Origin of the sequence: Streptomyces sp. NPDC002888, from assembly GCF_042888465.1 — a bacterium.
GTDB lineage: Bacteria > Actinomycetota > Actinomycetes > Streptomycetales > Streptomycetaceae > Streptomyces.
Genome location: NZ_JBIAPU010000004.1, coordinates 212,674 through 227,543 on the forward strand (window position 1 = coordinate 212,674; position 14,870 = coordinate 227,543).

At 73.9% G+C, this 14,870-nt stretch carries 9 protein-coding genes; all 9 read right to left on the reverse strand.

Features of this window, described 5'->3' with window-relative positions; translation table 11 throughout:
- Positions 1-65: 65 nt before the first annotated feature.
- The 9 genes from ACFYWX_RS08610 to ACFYWX_RS08650 all read right to left on the reverse strand — a co-directional run bounded on the left by ACFYWX_RS08610 (position 66) and on the right by ACFYWX_RS08650 (position 14,841).
- The gene (locus ACFYWX_RS08610) at positions 66-6,281 is read right to left on the reverse strand and encodes an SDR family NAD(P)-dependent oxidoreductase (protein WP_389423225.1); all 6,216 of its coding nucleotides are present in this window, start codon (positions 6,279-6,281) and stop codon (positions 66-68) included.
- A complete protein-coding gene (locus tag ACFYWX_RS08615) occupies positions 6,274-7,599 on the reverse strand; it encodes an FAD-dependent monooxygenase (protein WP_389423226.1) in 1,326 nt (441 codons plus the stop codon). Before ACFYWX_RS08615 ends, ACFYWX_RS08610 begins: the two co-directional genes overlap by 8 nt.
- Positions 7,596-8,357 carry a 2-oxo acid dehydrogenase subunit E2 gene (locus tag ACFYWX_RS08620; RefSeq protein ID WP_389423227.1) on the reverse strand — a complete coding sequence of 254 codons (762 nt, stop codon included), beginning with the start codon at positions 8,355-8,357 and terminating at the stop codon, positions 7,596-7,598. Before ACFYWX_RS08620 ends, ACFYWX_RS08615 begins: the two co-directional genes overlap by 4 nt.
- Positions 8,354-8,629: an acyl carrier protein gene (locus ACFYWX_RS08625; RefSeq protein ID WP_389423228.1), complete on the reverse strand. Its 276-nt coding sequence runs from the start codon at positions 8,627-8,629 to the stop codon at positions 8,354-8,356. The genes ACFYWX_RS08620 and ACFYWX_RS08625 overlap by 4 nt, the downstream gene beginning before the upstream one ends.
- Complete coding sequence (locus ACFYWX_RS08630) at positions 8,619-10,514, reverse strand: HAD-IIIC family phosphatase (RefSeq protein WP_389423229.1); 1,896 nt, start codon at positions 10,512-10,514, stop codon at positions 8,619-8,621. Before ACFYWX_RS08630 ends, ACFYWX_RS08625 begins: the two co-directional genes overlap by 11 nt.
- The gene (locus ACFYWX_RS08635) at positions 10,511-11,566 is read right to left on the reverse strand and encodes a 3-oxoacyl-ACP synthase III family protein (RefSeq protein ID WP_389423230.1); all 1,056 of its coding nucleotides are present in this window, start codon (positions 11,564-11,566) and stop codon (positions 10,511-10,513) included. Before ACFYWX_RS08635 ends, ACFYWX_RS08630 begins: the two co-directional genes overlap by 4 nt.
- Positions 11,563-11,823, reverse strand: coding sequence for an acyl carrier protein (locus ACFYWX_RS08640; protein ID WP_389423231.1), 261 nt, complete (start codon positions 11,821-11,823; stop codon positions 11,563-11,565). The genes ACFYWX_RS08635 and ACFYWX_RS08640 overlap by 4 nt, the downstream gene beginning before the upstream one ends.
- Before the next feature lie 388 nt (positions 11,824-12,211).
- Positions 12,212-13,075: a 4'-phosphopantetheinyl transferase family protein gene (locus ACFYWX_RS08645; protein ID WP_389423232.1), complete on the reverse strand. Its 864-nt coding sequence runs from the start codon at positions 13,073-13,075 to the stop codon at positions 12,212-12,214.
- Entirely contained in the window at positions 13,072-14,841 is a 1,770-nt protein-coding gene (locus ACFYWX_RS08650) for an acyl-CoA dehydrogenase (RefSeq protein ID WP_389423233.1), read from the reverse strand. Before ACFYWX_RS08650 ends, ACFYWX_RS08645 begins: the two co-directional genes overlap by 4 nt.
- Positions 14,842-14,870: the final 29 nt, after the last annotated feature.

Sequence of the window (14,870 nt, forward strand, 5' to 3'; positions counted from 1 at the left end):
TCTGGGCCGGGAGCGGAACCGGGCGCCGCCCTGTTTCGGCGACGCCCGGCCCGGTGCTGCGTGTGTCAGTTCCGCAACGGATCATCGGGGCCGGTGAGGCGCCCGGTGAGCATTCCGGCGAGGGCCGCGGTACTGCCGTACGTCCACAGGAGCGTGGGCGACAGCTTCATTCCGAACGCCGCCTCCAGCCGGTTGCGCAATTCCAGGCTCATCAACGAGTCAAGCCCAAGGGACTTGAAGGGGGCTTCACGGTCGATCGAATCGGCCTCGAGCCGCAGCACCCGCCCGGCCAGCTCCCGGATCTTGCCCTCGACGAGATCGGGGCGCTCGGTGTCGCCCGCGTCCCGCAGCCGGCCCAGGAACTCCTCGCCGCCGCCCGAGCCGCTCCCGCCGTCCTTGGCGAGCTCGGCGATGACACCCCAGCTGGGCTGGGCCGCCGTCTCGGGGTAGGCGTCGAACCAGTGCCGGGCGTCCAACGGGACGTACGACACCACCCGGCCGGGGCCGTCCAGCAGGTGGGCGAGGGCCTCCCAGGCCTGAGCCGCGGTGAAGCCGGACATGCCGTGGTCGGCGAGGCGCTCACCGCGGATCGCCTCGTCGGCGGCGAGACCGATGTCGGCGAACGGACCCCACTGGACGGCGAGTCCGGGCCGCCCGCGCCTGCGCCTGGCCTCGGCCAGCGCGTCCATGAACACGTTGCCCGCCGCGTACCCGGCCTGACCGGGGTTGCCGACCAGCCCGGCGACCGACGAGAACAGCACGAACACGTCGAGCGGGTCCTCGGCCGTCAACTCGTCCAGGTTCCGCGCCCCGTCCACCTTGGGCGCCAGGACCTTCGCCAGCTGAGCCTCCGTCAGGTTGCCGACGGTGGCGTCGTCCAGAACGCCCGCTGCATGGAACACGCCCCGCAGCGGCGGCAGTTGGGTGCGTACGGTGTCCAGGGCCGCCGCCAGCGCCGTACGGTCGGCGACGTCGACGGGGAGCGTGGTGACGTCGCAGCCCCGGTGCCGTAGCTCCTCGATGCGGCGCTCGGCCTCGGTGCTCGGCGCCGAGCGGCCCAGCAGGACCAGGCTGCGGGCGCCACGCTCCGCGAGGAACTCCGCCAGGGACAGGCCCAGGGCGCCGAGACCGCCGGTGAGAAGGTAGCTCGCGTCGGGACGCAGACGGCCCTCGGGCAGCGGTTCCGGGGTGACGGAGGTGACCTGGGCGGGCCCGGTGAGCACCAGCTTGCCGGTGTGCTCGCCGCGTGCCATGGAGCGCAGCACCTCGGCCGCCTCGGCGAAGGGGTGCTCGGTGACCGGCAGCGGCGGCAGGGTGCCGTCGCCGACTCGCTGCCACACCGCGTCCAGGATCCGCGCGAAGCGGGCCGGGCGCCGGGTGATGAGACCGGCCACGTCGACGGCGGCGAAGCTGGTGCCCTTGGCGAAGGTGCGCAGGCTCACCGTGCGGGAGGCGTAGATGTCCCGCTTGCCGACCTCGACGAACCGGCCGTCCTCGGCCAGGACCGCCAGGCCCCGCTCGATCGCCGCGCCGGCCAGCGAGTTGAGGACGACGTCCACGCCCCGCCCGCCGGTGATCCGCTCGACCTCGTCGGCCCAGGACAGGTCACGGGAGTTCAGGACGTGCTCGATGCCCATCTCCCGCAGCCGGGCCCGCTTCTCCTCGGTGCCCGCGGTGGCGATGACGTGGGCGCCCAGGGCGCGGGCCACGCCGATCGCCGCCAGACCCAGACCGCCGGCGGCGGAGTGGATCAGCACCGTCTCGCCCGCCTCCACGCGCGCCGTGTCCGCCAGGGCGTACCAGGCGGTCGCGGTGACCAGCGGCAGGGCGGCGCCCTGAGCGGCCGTCAGGCCCTCCGGCAGCGGCTTGACGTGCTCGGCCCGTGCCGTCAGGTGCGAGGCGAGCGCCCCGAACCCGCAGGCCACGACCCGGTCACCGACCGCGACCCCACTCACCCCGGGACCCACGGCGGTCACGGTGCCCGCGCACTCGCCGCCGAGCAGCCCGGCACCGGCCGACTGGTCGGGGTAGGTGCCCATGGCCTTCATGACGTCGATGAAGTTGATCGCGGCGGCCTCGACCGCCACCTCGACCTGTCCGGCGGCCGGCGCCCGGCGTCCCAGCGGACGGAACGCCAGCCCCTCCCACAGCCCCGACCCGTCGGGCCGCAACCGGAACGGCTGCGCGGGACCGGCCCAGGGCACCGACGCGGTGACGGCTTCCTCCTCCTCGCCCCGCACCACCCGGCCCACGTGGCGCTCGGCGCCGCGCAGCACGGTCTGGTCCTCGGAGTCGGCTCGGAGCAGCAGCCGGGCCAGCGGACCGGCCCAGTCCTCGCCCTCGGCGCGCACGTCGACGAGGGACGCGGCGAGTTCCGGGTGCTCGCGGCGCAGCACGCGGCCGAAGCCCCAGTACAGCGCGGCCCCCGGGTCGGGCGTCTCGTCGGCGGCCACGGTCTGGGCGCCGTCGGTGACGACCACCGTCCGTGGCGGCACCGGCAGCGCGGTGGCCGCCCGGACCGCCTCGGCGAGGGTGAGCAGCCCGGCCCGCTGGGCGTCGAGCCCGCGCCCGGCGCCGGGAGCCAGGAACACCAGCGCGTCCGGATTCTCCACCTCGCGCAGCCGGTCGGCGGCGGTCACCAGCGTGACCGAGGCGCCCTCGGCGGTGAGCGCGGCGGCCAGGGCACCACCGGTGCCGGCGGCGTCGTACACGGCCCAGTGCCCCGTGGCACCGGAGGCCTCGGTGACCTCCTCGGCGGCCCGGAACTCGAAGCGGTGCAGGCGCGCCGGGTCCACTCCGGCCTCGTCGGCGGTGTCGATGGCCTGGAAGGCGAGGCCCGCCATGCGCAGCACGGGGTGGCCCTCGTCGTCGTGGCAGACCAGGTCGAAGGTGCCGTCGGCGGTGCGGTGGGCATGCGCGGTCACGGCCGTCACGGACGCGTCCCGGCCGACGGCGTAGTCGACGCGGGCCACTGCGGTCGGCACGACCGTGGTGCCGCCCGGCACCAGGGCGAGGGTGACCTGGAGCGCCGCGTCCCACAGCGCGGGGTGCAGCTCGCCGGGGCGCACCCCGGCCAGGCAGGAGTCGGGCAGCCGTACGGTGCCGACGGCCCGGTCCTCACCGACGCGCAGTTCCGTCACGCCCCGGAAGGCGGGCCCGTAGTTGAGGCCGCGGGCGGCGCAGTCGGCGTAGAACGACTCGGCGTCGACCTCCCGCGCACCCTCCGGCAGTCCGGACAGGGCGGGGATCTCCACCGCCCCCGAGCCCACCCGGGCGGTCGCGTGCCGCGTCCACCCGTCCGCCCCCGCCGGCAGCGACGACAGCGTGAAGCCCGCCGAGTCGGTGCCGTCCTCGCGCCACACCGCGCCGAGCCGGGCCGGCTCGTCGGTGAGGGTGAGGTCGCTGCGGAACCGTACGGCGTGCAGCGCGGCCGGGTTCTGGCCGGTGCGGGCGCGGGCGGCGGCGACCGCCAGCGCGAGCATCGCCGCGCCGGGCAGCACGACGGCGTCGTACACCTGGTGGTCGCGCAGCCACGGCAGGTCGTGCAGGGACAGCTCGGTGCGGCCCTCGTGGACGTCCTGCTCGGTCGCGGCGGGCGTGAACGCGAAGCCGAGGCCGCTCGGCCCGCCGCTGCGGCGCTGCCCCTCGGGCAGCCAGAAGCGGGAGCGCTGCCAGGGGTACGGCGGCACGCTCGCGCCCGGCCGGGCGGGCAGCGCGGCGAACGGGGTCAGGCCCTCGGTATAGGCGCGGGCCAGGGCGCGTGTGAAGTCGGTGAGCGCGCCCTCCTCACGGCGCAGGCTGGTCAGCACGGCCACGGGGGTCTCCCGGGCCGCGGCCAGCTGCTCCACGGCCGGGCTCAGCACCGGGTGCGGGCTGATCTCGACGACGTGGGTGACACCGGCGTCCAGGAGTTTGGTCATGGCGTCGGCGAACATCACCGGGCGGCGCAGGTTGGCGGCCCAGTAGGCGGGGTCGAGCTCCTCGCCGCCGACCTCCCGGCCGACGACCGTGGACATCAGCGCAACGGTGCCGCGACGCGGCGCGATCGGCGCCAGCACCTCGACGAGCTCGTCCGTCAGCTCGTCCATGTGGTGGCTGTGGGAGGCGTAGTCGACGTTGACCAGACGGCAGAACGTGCCGTCCGCCTCCAGCAGTTCGCGCAGCATCAGCACCGCGTCGGTGTCGCCGGACAGCACGCAGGACGACGGGCCGTTGTTGACGGCCAGGGAGACGCTGTCCTCGAAGCCGTCCAGCGCCTTGTGCGCCTCCTCGACACCGAGGTCCACGGCGAGCATCCGGCCGCGCCCTGCGGTGCGCTTGGCCAGCGCGCTGCGCAGCGCGATGATCCGCGCCCCGTCCTCGTACGACAGGTGCCCGGCGATGGTCGCCGCGGTCACCTCGCCCTGGCTGTGCCCGACCACGACGTCCGGTTCGACGCCCGCGGCCCGCCACAGCTCGGCGATGCCGATGGACATCGCCCACAGGGTGGGCTGGATGATCTCGACGTGCTCCAGCCACTCGTCGCCCGCCGTGCCGGAGAGGATGCCCTCCAGGTCCCACGCGAAGTGCGGCCGCAGGGCCTGCGCGCAGCGCCGGACGACCTGCGCGAACAGCGGTGACTCGGCGTACAGCCGCCGCCCCATGCCGGCCCACTGCGAGCCCTGTCCGGGCAGTACGAACGCGACCCGGCCGCGCTCCTTGGCCCGGCCGGTGACGACGCCGGGGATCTCGGCGGCCGGGTCCGCGGTGAACTGGCCGAGCCGCTCGCGCAGTTCGGCCACATCGCCGGCGGTGACGGCGGCCCGCGCCGGGAAGTGGTCGCGCTCGTTGCCGAGGGTCCCGGCCAGGCGTACGACGCCGTCGGCGTCCCCGGGCAGCGCGGCGAGCACGTCCTCGGCGCGGTGACGCAGCGCGGCGTCGTTGTGCGCGGTCAGCGGCAGCAGCAGGGCGCCGGGCGGGGTCACCGCGGGCGGCTCGTGCGGCGGCGGGGTGCGCAGGACGACGTGGGCGTTGGTGCCGCCCCAGCCGAAGGAGTTGACGCCCGCGTAGACGGTGCCGTCGGCGGGCAGTTCGACCGGCTCGGTGGCGACCTTCAGGTTGTGCTCGGCGAACGGGATCTTCGGGTTGGGCTCCTCGGCGTGCAGGCTGCGCGGGATGTGCCGCTCGCGCAGCGCCAGCACGGTCTTGACCAGCCCGGCGAGCCCGGCCGCCGCCTCCAGGTGACCGATGTTGGTCTTCGCGGAGCCGATCAGCAGCGGCCCCGATCCGGCGGGGCGGGCCCGGCCCAGGGCGCTGCCCAGGGCCTCGGTCTCGATGGGGTCGCCGCGCAGGGTGCCGGTGCCGTGCGCCTCGACGTAGGCGAGCTTGTCGAGGGGGACGCCGGCCCGGTCGTAGACCTGGCGCAGGAGTTCGGACTGCGCCTCGATGTTGGGGGAGACCAGGCTGTGCCCGCCGCCGTCGTTGTTGACGGCGCTGTCGACGATGACGCCGTGGATGCGGTCGCCGTCGGCGATCGCCTTGTCGAGGCGTTTGAGCCAGACGCCGACCGCGCCCTCGCCGCGCACGAACCCGTTGGCCTGCGCGGAGAACGCCCGGCAGTGCCCGTCGGGCGAAAGGCCGCCGAAGTGGGTCAGCCCGATGGAGTTGTCGGGGGCGAGGATCAGGTTCACCCCGCCGACGAACGCGCCCTCGATGTCCCCGGAGCGCAGCGCGCCCGCCGCCAGGTCGAGGGCGACCAGGCCGGAGGAGCAGCCCGTCTCCACGACCAGGCTGGGACCGCGCAGCCCGAGGAAGTAGGAGATGCGGGCCGCGATGATGTCCAGCGCGTTGCCGACCGCCGTGTGCTGGGTGGTCGGGACCCCGCGCTCCTTGCGGGTGGACTGGTAGTCGTGCCACAGCGCGCCGACGTACACGCCGGTGCGGCTGCCGCGCACGGAAGCGGCCCGGATACCCGCGTGCTCCAGGGTGAGCCAGCCGATCTCCAGCATCAGCCGCTGCTGCGGGTCGAGGTCCTCGGCCTCGCGGGGCGAGATGCCGAAGAAGCCCGGGTCGAACTGGTCGACGTCGTCCAGGAGGGCGGCCACACCCGGGATCTTCTTGACCGGGTCGAGCTGCGCGGAGGTGTCCCAGCGCTCCGGCGGGACGGGCCGTACGGCCTCCTCGCCCGCGGTCAGCAGCCGCCAGTACGCGTCGACGCTCGGCGCGCCCGGGAAGCGGCCCGCCATGCCGACCACGGCGATCGGCGGCCGCCCCTCCTCGGCGGTCAGATCCTGCTCAGTCATGCGCGCTCACCTCGTACGGGCTCGGGTCGGCGGCGTCCACGGCACGCGGCCCGCCGGTGCGGGCGAGGGCCAGGTCGACGTCGTCGATGGCGTGCTGGGCGTTGATGACCTTGTTGAACACCCGGTACTTGCCGGGGAAGGCGTTGAGCAGCCGGTACTTCAGCCGGCGCAGCTTCACGCCGCGCGGGTCGGCGACCGCCAGGTTGGCCTCCTGCATCCGCTGGAAGCCGGTGACGTGCAGCTTGTGCTCGCGCCGCGTGGCGACGAAGTCGGCGAACTCGGCCTTGGTGAGGACCCGTTCGGGGCCGCCCCGGCCGAGCGCCGCCGCGAGCACGGGCACCAGCGTGATCGAGTCCTGCATGGCGAGGTTGACGCCCTGCCCGAGGATCGGCGTCGCGGTGTGCGAGGCGTCCCCGATGAGCAGCAGGCCGTCACGCGCCCACTCCTGCATCTCCGCGGTGAAGATCTCCAGGAAGCCGGTGTCGTCCCAGGAGCGCAGGTGCTCGTCGACGAGCGGCGCGAGCTGCGGGGAGATCGCCATGATGCCCCGCTTGAACGCGTCGAAGCCGGCCGCGCGCAGCTCGCCCAGGCCCCGCTTGGGCAGGTTGTGCCCGACGCGCAGGGTGTCCGGGAACGTCGGCAGGATCACCAGGTGCTTGTCCCGCTCGATGACGAGCTGTGCCGCGCTGCCCCACTCCGGCGGCCGCGGCAGCTTGAACGACAGGAAGTCGCGGGCCATCGGCTGGATGTCGGCGGCCAGCCCTGACGCCTTGCGCACCTTGGAGAAGCGCCCGTCGGCACCGATGACGATCCGTGCCCGCACCGAGACGCGCTCCCCGCGACCGCGGCTCAGCACGGCACCGCGCACGACCCCGTCCTCCTCGATGAGCGAGGAGAAGGCCCACCCGGACAGGTACACGTGCCCCTGGAGGTCCGCGGCGGCGCGGTTGAAGATACGGATCAGGGACGGCTGCGGGATGTCGATGGGCAGCGGCTGGCCCGCGAACTTGCGGTAGTCGACGTGCAGCACCTCGCGCTGCTCGGCGATCGTGGTGACCGACGTGGTCTCCAGGAAGCCGTGCGCGCGCAGCGCCGGGCCGAAGCCGAGGCGGTTCAGCGACGTCACGGAGGGCGCGGCGATGGTCTCGCCGCGGAAGCTGCGCTCCAGGTTGGTCTGCTTCTCCACCAGCACGCTGCGGATGCCGCGCCGGGCCAGCAGCGTGGCCAGCAGGGAGCCGGCCGGGCCGCCCCCGACGATCAGGACCTCGGTCTCGGCCGGCGCGCTGTCGGCCGGGGTGGGGTTGGTGTGGTCGGTCATGCCGGCTCCCAGTTCTCCAGCCGGTTCTTGACGCCGGCGAGGATTTCGGCTGCCATCGCGCCGTCGATGACGCGGTGGTCGAAGACGAGCGAGAGGGTGAAAACGGGCGCGACGACGACTTCGCCCGCCCGCACCCGGGGGGCGTCGGCGATGTTGCCGACGCCGAAACCGAGCGTTCCGGAGATCAACGGCAGGATCGCGCCGACCGGCTCGTGACCGATCGACGTGACCGCGAAGGTGCCCTGGAGCAGCGCCCGCCGCGCCGGATCACGCGTCATCACGCGGTACAGCAGCCGGAACACCGGCAGCGGCAGCCGCTGCAGCGTGCGCACCTTGGCGAACGGCCCCTCCGGGTCCTCCATCCGCGCCTTCTTGTAGACGTCGATGACGCTCTGCACGCCGTCCACGTCCTTGTCCTGGACGTCCGGCACGGTGCCGGAGGCCACACAGCGCTGCCCGTCGACGGTCTTGTCGAACAGGACCTTCGCGTGCACGGACGGCTGGACGCTCAGCCGGGGCGCGCGGCCGCCCCGGAACACCGCGCGGGCCTCGGGGTACTTCTCCAGGACGTCGGCGGCCGCCTTCACCACGTAGGTCACGTAGGCGGCCGGCCGCTCGGCGGCGGCCCGCGCGGCGCGCAGCGCGCTCGCGTCGACCTCCGCCATCAGATACACGTGCGCGGTGCGCCGCGCCTCCTCCAGGAAGATGTACGTCCCCCGCCGCGCCGCGGGCAGGGGAGTGGTCACGGGCGCGCTCACGACGGCCCCCCGCCCGCGGTGTCGGCGACGAGGGCACTGAGGTCGCCCACCGACCCGGCGGCGGCGAACCGCTCGTAGTCGACGGGGGAGCCCAGCTCGCGCTCCAGGAACACGAGCACGCGCAGGGCGTTGACCGAGTCCCAGCCCTCGATCGCGGACAGCGGGGTGTCCGCGCCGAGGGCGTCCTCGTCGGCGTCCAGCAGCTGCGCCAGGGCCTCGACGACGGTCTGCTCGGCCGCGTCCAGGGCGGATGCTGTTCCCTCAGGGGGCATGGAAGGTCCCTTCGCCGGTGCCGATGCGCACCCATCCGGGCAGCTCGGCGAGTTGAGTGAGGTCGTGCCGGAAGTCGCCGTCCTGGCCGGCGAAGCCGAGGGAGGGGTAGAAGTCCGCGAAGCGGCCGTTCTTCGCCGTCGGCACGTGGCGGCCGCGCACGGCGGGGACGCCCGCCTCCCGCGCGGCCCGCAGGACGAGCCCGACGATCGCGTCCTCCACGGAGCGCGAGAACACCCGGCACGACAGCACGAAGTTCTCGATCAGCCAGGCCCCGTCCGGCTCCCGGACCAGCGCCAGCGCACCGGCCAGCCCGTTGTCGCCGAACGCGTCGGTGACGCGGACCCCGAAGAAGGCGGCCGTGCCCTCGGCCACGCGCCGGGCCAGCTCGTCCGCGCCGTAGCGGACACCGGTGAGGTTGAACTGGTTGGTCTTGCCGAAGAGCTGCGCGATCCGCGCGCCGTTGAGCGGCCCGTGCTCCTCGACCGTGATCTCGGTGCCGAGCTCGCGCAGATAGTCCTCGACGTCGGTCACGGTCTCCCGCAGCCGCTCCCGCTCCGCCCGCGCCCGGTACATCTCGCCGCGCGTACGGTCCTCGTCCGTCAGCCGCAGCTGGTTGAACCAGCCCGCCGAGGCGAGGGCGGCGGCGTACCCGGCCGGGTCGGCCGGCAGGTCGACGACGGTCACCTCGGGCCGCTGCCGGACCATCAGACCCCGCTCGGCCGGGTTGTCGTCGACGAACACCATCGCGTCGGTGCCGATGTTCAGCTCCGCCGCGATACTCGCCGCGTTGCCCGGCTTGGGGTCCCAGTTGGCGCGGAACGCGGCGAAGTCCCCCGTGCGCAGCAGCATCTCGGGGTGCGTGTCGACGGCCTCACGGGCCACCGCGTCGTCGTTCTTGGAGCAGACGGTGAGCAGCACGCCCTGCCGGGACAGATCCTTGGCCAGACTCTGCAGCTCGCGGTGGGCCGAGCCGGGGAACGCGCCGCCGATCTTCAGGGCGCCCACGCCGTCGTCGCCGACGACCCCGCCCCACAGGGTGTGGTCGAGGTCCAGGACCAGGCACTTCTTCGTGCGCCCCAGCCGGGCCAGGACCACCCGGGCGACCTCGCGGGCGTAGGCGTCCAGGAACCCCTGGCCGTACGCGTGCGCGGCGATGTGCCGCATCCGGTCGGTGGCCGCTCCCCGTACGCCGCCCCGCTCGGCCACGGCCTCCGCCGACAGCACCACGGTGTTCGGCCGCTCGGCGAGGTCCAGCACTGCCGCGTTCATCCGCTGCCAGGCCGCCTCCACCCGTGCCTTCGTGGCGTAGTCGACCCACCGGTCGCGCCGGGCGGCGCCCAGCGGCACCGTGTTGAGCACCGCGAGGGTGCCCACATGGCGGTCGTACGCGTCGAGCCAGGCGGCGAGTTCGGCGGGGAACGCGGCGCACCGCGCCACCACCTCGTCGGCGTCCAGCGGGTCGGTGACCTTCTCGAAGACGGCACTGTCGTCGAGCAGACAGGCCGTGACGGCCGGCCGGTGCTCCCGCAGGGTGGGCGCACCGGTGAGGATCTCGAACCGCCACTGGTTGAACCCGGCCGTCGCCGTGTCGGGCTGCACGCCCTCGGCCAGCAGCGCCGCGGTCAGCAGGGGCGGTACGGGATCGGCGGTCGCCGACGCCAGCAGCGCCAGGGGTACGGGGGTGAAGGCGCCGGACGCGGCGAGTGCGGCCCGGGCGGCACGGGCGCCGAGCAACGCGCCGGCCGCCTCGCGGTCCACGGGGTCGCCGAGCGCGCCGAGCACCGTACGCACCCGGTCGGCGGCCTCGCCGAGCGTGCCGGAGCGCTTCAGGGCCCGCAGCTCCGCCAGATCTCCGGCGGCGGGGCGGACAGGCGCGGTGGTCATCGACTCGCTCCGCCCTGGTGGCGCAGTGCCAGGCCCGACAGGATCCACTTGGAGGACTCGACGTTGGCCACCAGCATCCGGCCGCCGACGCCCAGGCCCGAACGGATGCGCTTCATGGCCCGGTTGAGCTGTACGAAGGGCACCGCGTTGCCGTTGTTGCCAGTGTCCGCGACACAGTTGACGGCCTGCTCGGGACGGACGCCGAGACGCTTGCGGATGCCGTCGGTCATCACGCCGTTGAGCTGCGGCAGCAGCACGTGCTCGACCTCGTCCAGGCGCCAGCCGGTCTCCGCCGACAGCTCCTTGAAGATGGTCTCGGCGTGCTCCGGTACATGGTGCTCGATGGCCTTGTAGTCCTCCTCGCCCCACGGCTCGCGCACCGGCCCGTCGGGGCCCTCGGTCACCGAGGAGCCCTCGGTGCCGAACCAGCGGGCGATCTGTGCGGGCTTGCGGCCCATGCCCGTGGTGCGCAGGAAGAGGTGCTCGACCAGCAGCCCGGGGCCGTCCGGGTCGGCCTCCACGACGGTGGCGCCGGCGCCGTCCCCGAACAGGGCGAAGTTGATCAGCTCGGCCGGCGACATGTTCGCGATCTCGCCGCTGGAGGGGAACAGCTTCAGGCAGGTGTCGGCGCCGATGACCAGGCCCCGGCGCAGCCCGGACGCCAGCAGCGCGCGGGCCGTGTACAGGCCGGTCAGCGCGCCCGCGCAGCCCGACATCAGCTGGAAGGTGGGCACGTCGTTGAGTCCGATGCGGTCGGCGACCAGGTTGACGGTGGCCGGCATCAGGTGGTCGGGGGAGGCCGTGGTCAGGACCAGGAAGTCCAGGGAGGCCACGTCGGCCCCGGCGTCCGCGAGCGCGGCGGTGGCCGCGGCGACGGCGAGGTCGGAGGTGCTCTTCGGCACCGAGGGCGGGGAGTCCGTCCGGCAGAAGTACCGGGTGCGGTTGCCCGTCATCATGTCCAGCCACTTCTCGTGCAGTCCGAAGCGCTCGGCCATGTCCCGGTTGGTGACCGGCTCGCCCGGGAGTACCTCGCTGAATCCGCTGAGCCTCATGCCGCCACCTCCGCGAGGGCGCTGTTGACCAGGTCGAGCAGGGCGCGCGGCGTGTCCGCGGCGGCGATCCGCTCGCGGTCCAGCTCCACGCCGTACTCGCGCTGGATCCGGCCGGTGGTCTGCAGGAGCATCAGCGAGTCGCAGTCCAGGTCCTCGAAGACGACGTCGAGATTGCGCGTGTCGAGGAGGCCCGGAGACTCGGAGTCGTGGAACTCGAGCATGATCTCGCCGAGATCCCGGAGGGTGAGTTGTGCCATCGTCAGTTACCCCTTCACCAACGGCGGTTCGTCCGTATCGGCGCGGTCAGGTCGTGTCGTCACCGCCCCGCCGTCCGCCTCGGGGCGGGCCGCCGGACGGGGTGTTCGGAGAACGCGATCCGGGGGACTTCGATCGCGCTGCCGGGGCGCCCTCGCGGCGGACGGCGGGATGGTGACGACAGGGCCTGCGGCCCTGGGCGGTTCGAGTGACAGGCGGTGCGATGAGGAAAGGCCCCCTAGGGGCCGGGACAGCCGGCTTGTGGCCCTCTGTCCCGGCCCGGGCGCCTCCGGCGAGCCCCGCCCCAGGTCCCGGAGCGGTCTCACCGGCACCTTCAGAGTGGCGGTGCGGGCTTGACATGACCTCGAGCCGGGGTGGAAGGAGCCGAGGTCAGTTGCCCAGGGAACCGATGGCGGCGAGGATCTGCCGGTTCAGCGCCGTCCCGGCACGGGTGTCGGGCTGTCCCGAGCGGCGGTTGTCCTGGAGGGCGAGCGCGACGAGGTGCCCCGTGGGCAGCGGGAACGTGGCGAAGCGCCAGGTGTCGTCGGCGACGGGGGTGCCGTCGGAACGCTCCAGGAGGATCGTTTCGGCGTCGTCTGGCGACCCGGGCCCCGCCTCCCTCCGGAACCCGAACTCCGTGAACGGGAACCGCAGCCCCTGCCCCAGCGCCTTGCTGTACGCCTCCTTCAGCGTCCACAGCGTCAGCAGCAGCCCGTTGCGCTCCCCGTCCGGCGTCGCCACCAGCCGCAGCCGCTCCGGGCCCGTGCACATCAGGGTCTCCACGTCCCGCCCGCTCAGCCGCCGGGTCAGCGGCTCGGTGTCGACGCCGATGACACCGAGGGAGGTGATCCCGCACAGCAGCAGGTCGCCGGTGTGGCTGAGGCTCACGTCGATCTGGTCGTAACCGCGCAGGTGCACGCGGCCGTTGAGGCCGTAGCTCAGCTCCAGCGAGTTCGGCTCCGTGCCGAGGGCCACCGCCGCGGTGTGCCGGATCAGCAGCCGGGTCGCCAGGAACCGGTCGCGCATCTGCTCGCCGGTGAGCTTGCTGTAGCGGGCCCAGTCCCGGCCGAGCAGGAACCGGCGTTCCTCCTCCGGCGGCAGCAGCGGGCGCCAGTCGGCGAACGAGGCGTGCACCAGGCCTACGCCCGCGGTGTCCAGGTCGTGCAGGAGCCGGGCCCAGGGCCCGGTGGGCCCGTCGACCCGGCTCGGCGGGGGCAGGGGCGGCCGGGGGCCGCCGTGCGTCGGTGTGCTCATCCCGCGCACCCGGTGCCCATCAGGTCCAGGCTGCGCGGCTCCCGCACCCGCTCCAGCACCTCGTCGCACAGCTGCCCCTCCACCGCGCGGGGCAGCGCCGGCACGGACCGGCCCACCCGGCGCAGCAGCCGGTGCAGGGCGAGTGCCAGCCACGCCGGATCGGCGAGGAAGGCGTCGGGGCCCGCGCCCGCGTTCAGCCACACACCGACGCAGGCCGACGCGGCCAGCACCAGCGCGTACCGCTCGCTCAGCGGGAAGCTGTGGGTGTCCAGCAGGAACCCGCTGTCGGAGCCGCTGAGCCGGCCCGCCTCCCGGCGGATCTCGGCGGCCTCGGCGCACAGCCCCGCGACCAGCTCGCGCAGCAGACCCGCGTGGTCCTGCCCGGTGAGCGCGTCCGGCAGCCGCTCGGCGGCCTGGTCGAGGTAGTCGAGCAGGCCGTCACCGCCACCGAACCGGGCGAGCCGCTCGCCGTCCATCGCGGGCAGCGGCACCTCGAGGCGGAACAGGTCGGCGGGCGTCCCGGCCGCCGCGGGCGCGCCGGCCGCCAGCGCCGGGAGGTACGGGGCGATCACCGACTGGCAGATGGCGCTGCTGACGTGCCCGAAGGTGATGGTGGACAGGTCCCGCATGTGCTTGCGGAAGACGGCGTTGTGGCCCTTCTCCGCGTGGAACGCGTCCCCCATCACCGCCGACAGGTCGTACAGCGCCTCGCCGACGATCTTCGGCACGATGTACTTCGTGACGGCCGTCAGCACGTCGCACTGGTCCGGCAGCAGGTGCACGGACCGGCTCGCCGTCAGCGACAGACAGTCCGCGATCAGCAGGTCGGCGAAGGTGCCCGCGATGGCCGAGCGCGCCGAGGCGTCCCCGGCCGGCCCTCCGAACTCCCGCTCCTGCGCGGCCCGTACGGCGGCCCGCAGCGCGGTGTCGGCGAGGCCGACGGTCATCGACGGGAAGACAGCGTGTACGGCGGGGTAGGCGCGCAGGCTCAGCGCGACACCGTCGCCCCACGTGCCGACGAGGGACTCGCCGGGCAGCGGGCAGTTGACGAACTCCAGGCCCGCCGCCTGCACCCCGCGTACCCCGGTCGTACGGTGGCGGCCGAGCGCGCGCACGCTCGCGGGCGGCACCGTCGCCGGGTCGAACATCAGGATCGAGTAGTCGGTCTCGCCGTCGCCGGTCTTGACGAAGCCGATGACGAGCTCGGCCGTGTGGGCGTTGTTGATGGCGTTCTTGCGGCCGTTGAGCCGCAGCATGCCGTCGTCGCTCCAGGCGGCGGTGTACTCCTGGGCGTGGAACTCGCTCTCGTGCTCGAAGCGCTGGCAGGCCACACCGACCGTGCCGCCGCGCAGGATGACGCCGGCCATCCGGCCGCACTGGCGGGTGTCGCCGTTGAGCCAGACCATCTGGGCCCCGAGGAACGGGGTGAAGCCGTGGCTGAAGGCCAGCGCCGGGTCGCGCCGGAAGAAGGGCCGCATCACCAGGCCGAGCAGGTCGGCGCCGGCCATGCGACCGCCGAGTGACTCGGGCACCAGTTCGGCGGGCATGCCGAGGCTCTGGAACCGCCGGATACCGACCGCGGAGGTCTGTCCCGTCCGGTCCGAGTCGAGGACCGCGTCGAACCCCATGGGGTTGTCCGGGTTCCATGGGTCACCCAGGCCGTCCTCGATCTCGGCGATCCGTGAGCGCACCCGGGTCAGCCGGTCGGGCTGCCACTGTGTGTCGCGGCCGGTGACGGCGGCGATGATGTCGTCGTGTTCGTACATGGTCACCCCAGGGCGTGAAGAGGGGTCGC

Bases quoted from the DNA above. Each gene is read 5' to 3' on its own strand.
- ACFYWX_RS08630 (WP_389423229.1), bottom strand. From the start codon at position 10,514: ATGACCACCGCGCCTGTCCGCCCCGCCGCCGGAGATCTGGCGGAGCTG.
- ACFYWX_RS08645 (WP_389423232.1), bottom strand. From the start codon at position 13,075: ATGAGCACACCGACGCACGGCGGCCCCCGGCCGCCCCTGCCCCCGCCG.
- ACFYWX_RS08640 (WP_389423231.1), bottom strand. From the start codon at position 11,823: ATGGCACAACTCACCCTCCGGGATCTCGGCGAGATCATGCTCGAGTTC.
- ACFYWX_RS08610 (WP_389423225.1), bottom strand. From the start codon at position 6,281: ATGACTGAGCAGGATCTGACCGCCGAGGAGGGGCGGCCGCCGATCGCC.
- ACFYWX_RS08650 (WP_389423233.1), bottom strand. From the start codon at position 14,841: ATGTACGAACACGACGACATCATCGCCGCCGTCACCGGCCGCGACACA.
- ACFYWX_RS08615 (WP_389423226.1), bottom strand. From the start codon at position 7,599: ATGACCGACCACACCAACCCCACCCCGGCCGACAGCGCGCCGGCCGAG.
- ACFYWX_RS08635 (WP_389423230.1), bottom strand. From the start codon at position 11,566: ATGAGGCTCAGCGGATTCAGCGAGGTACTCCCGGGCGAGCCGGTCACC.
- ACFYWX_RS08625 (WP_389423228.1), bottom strand. From the start codon at position 8,629: ATGCCCCCTGAGGGAACAGCATCCGCCCTGGACGCGGCCGAGCAGACC.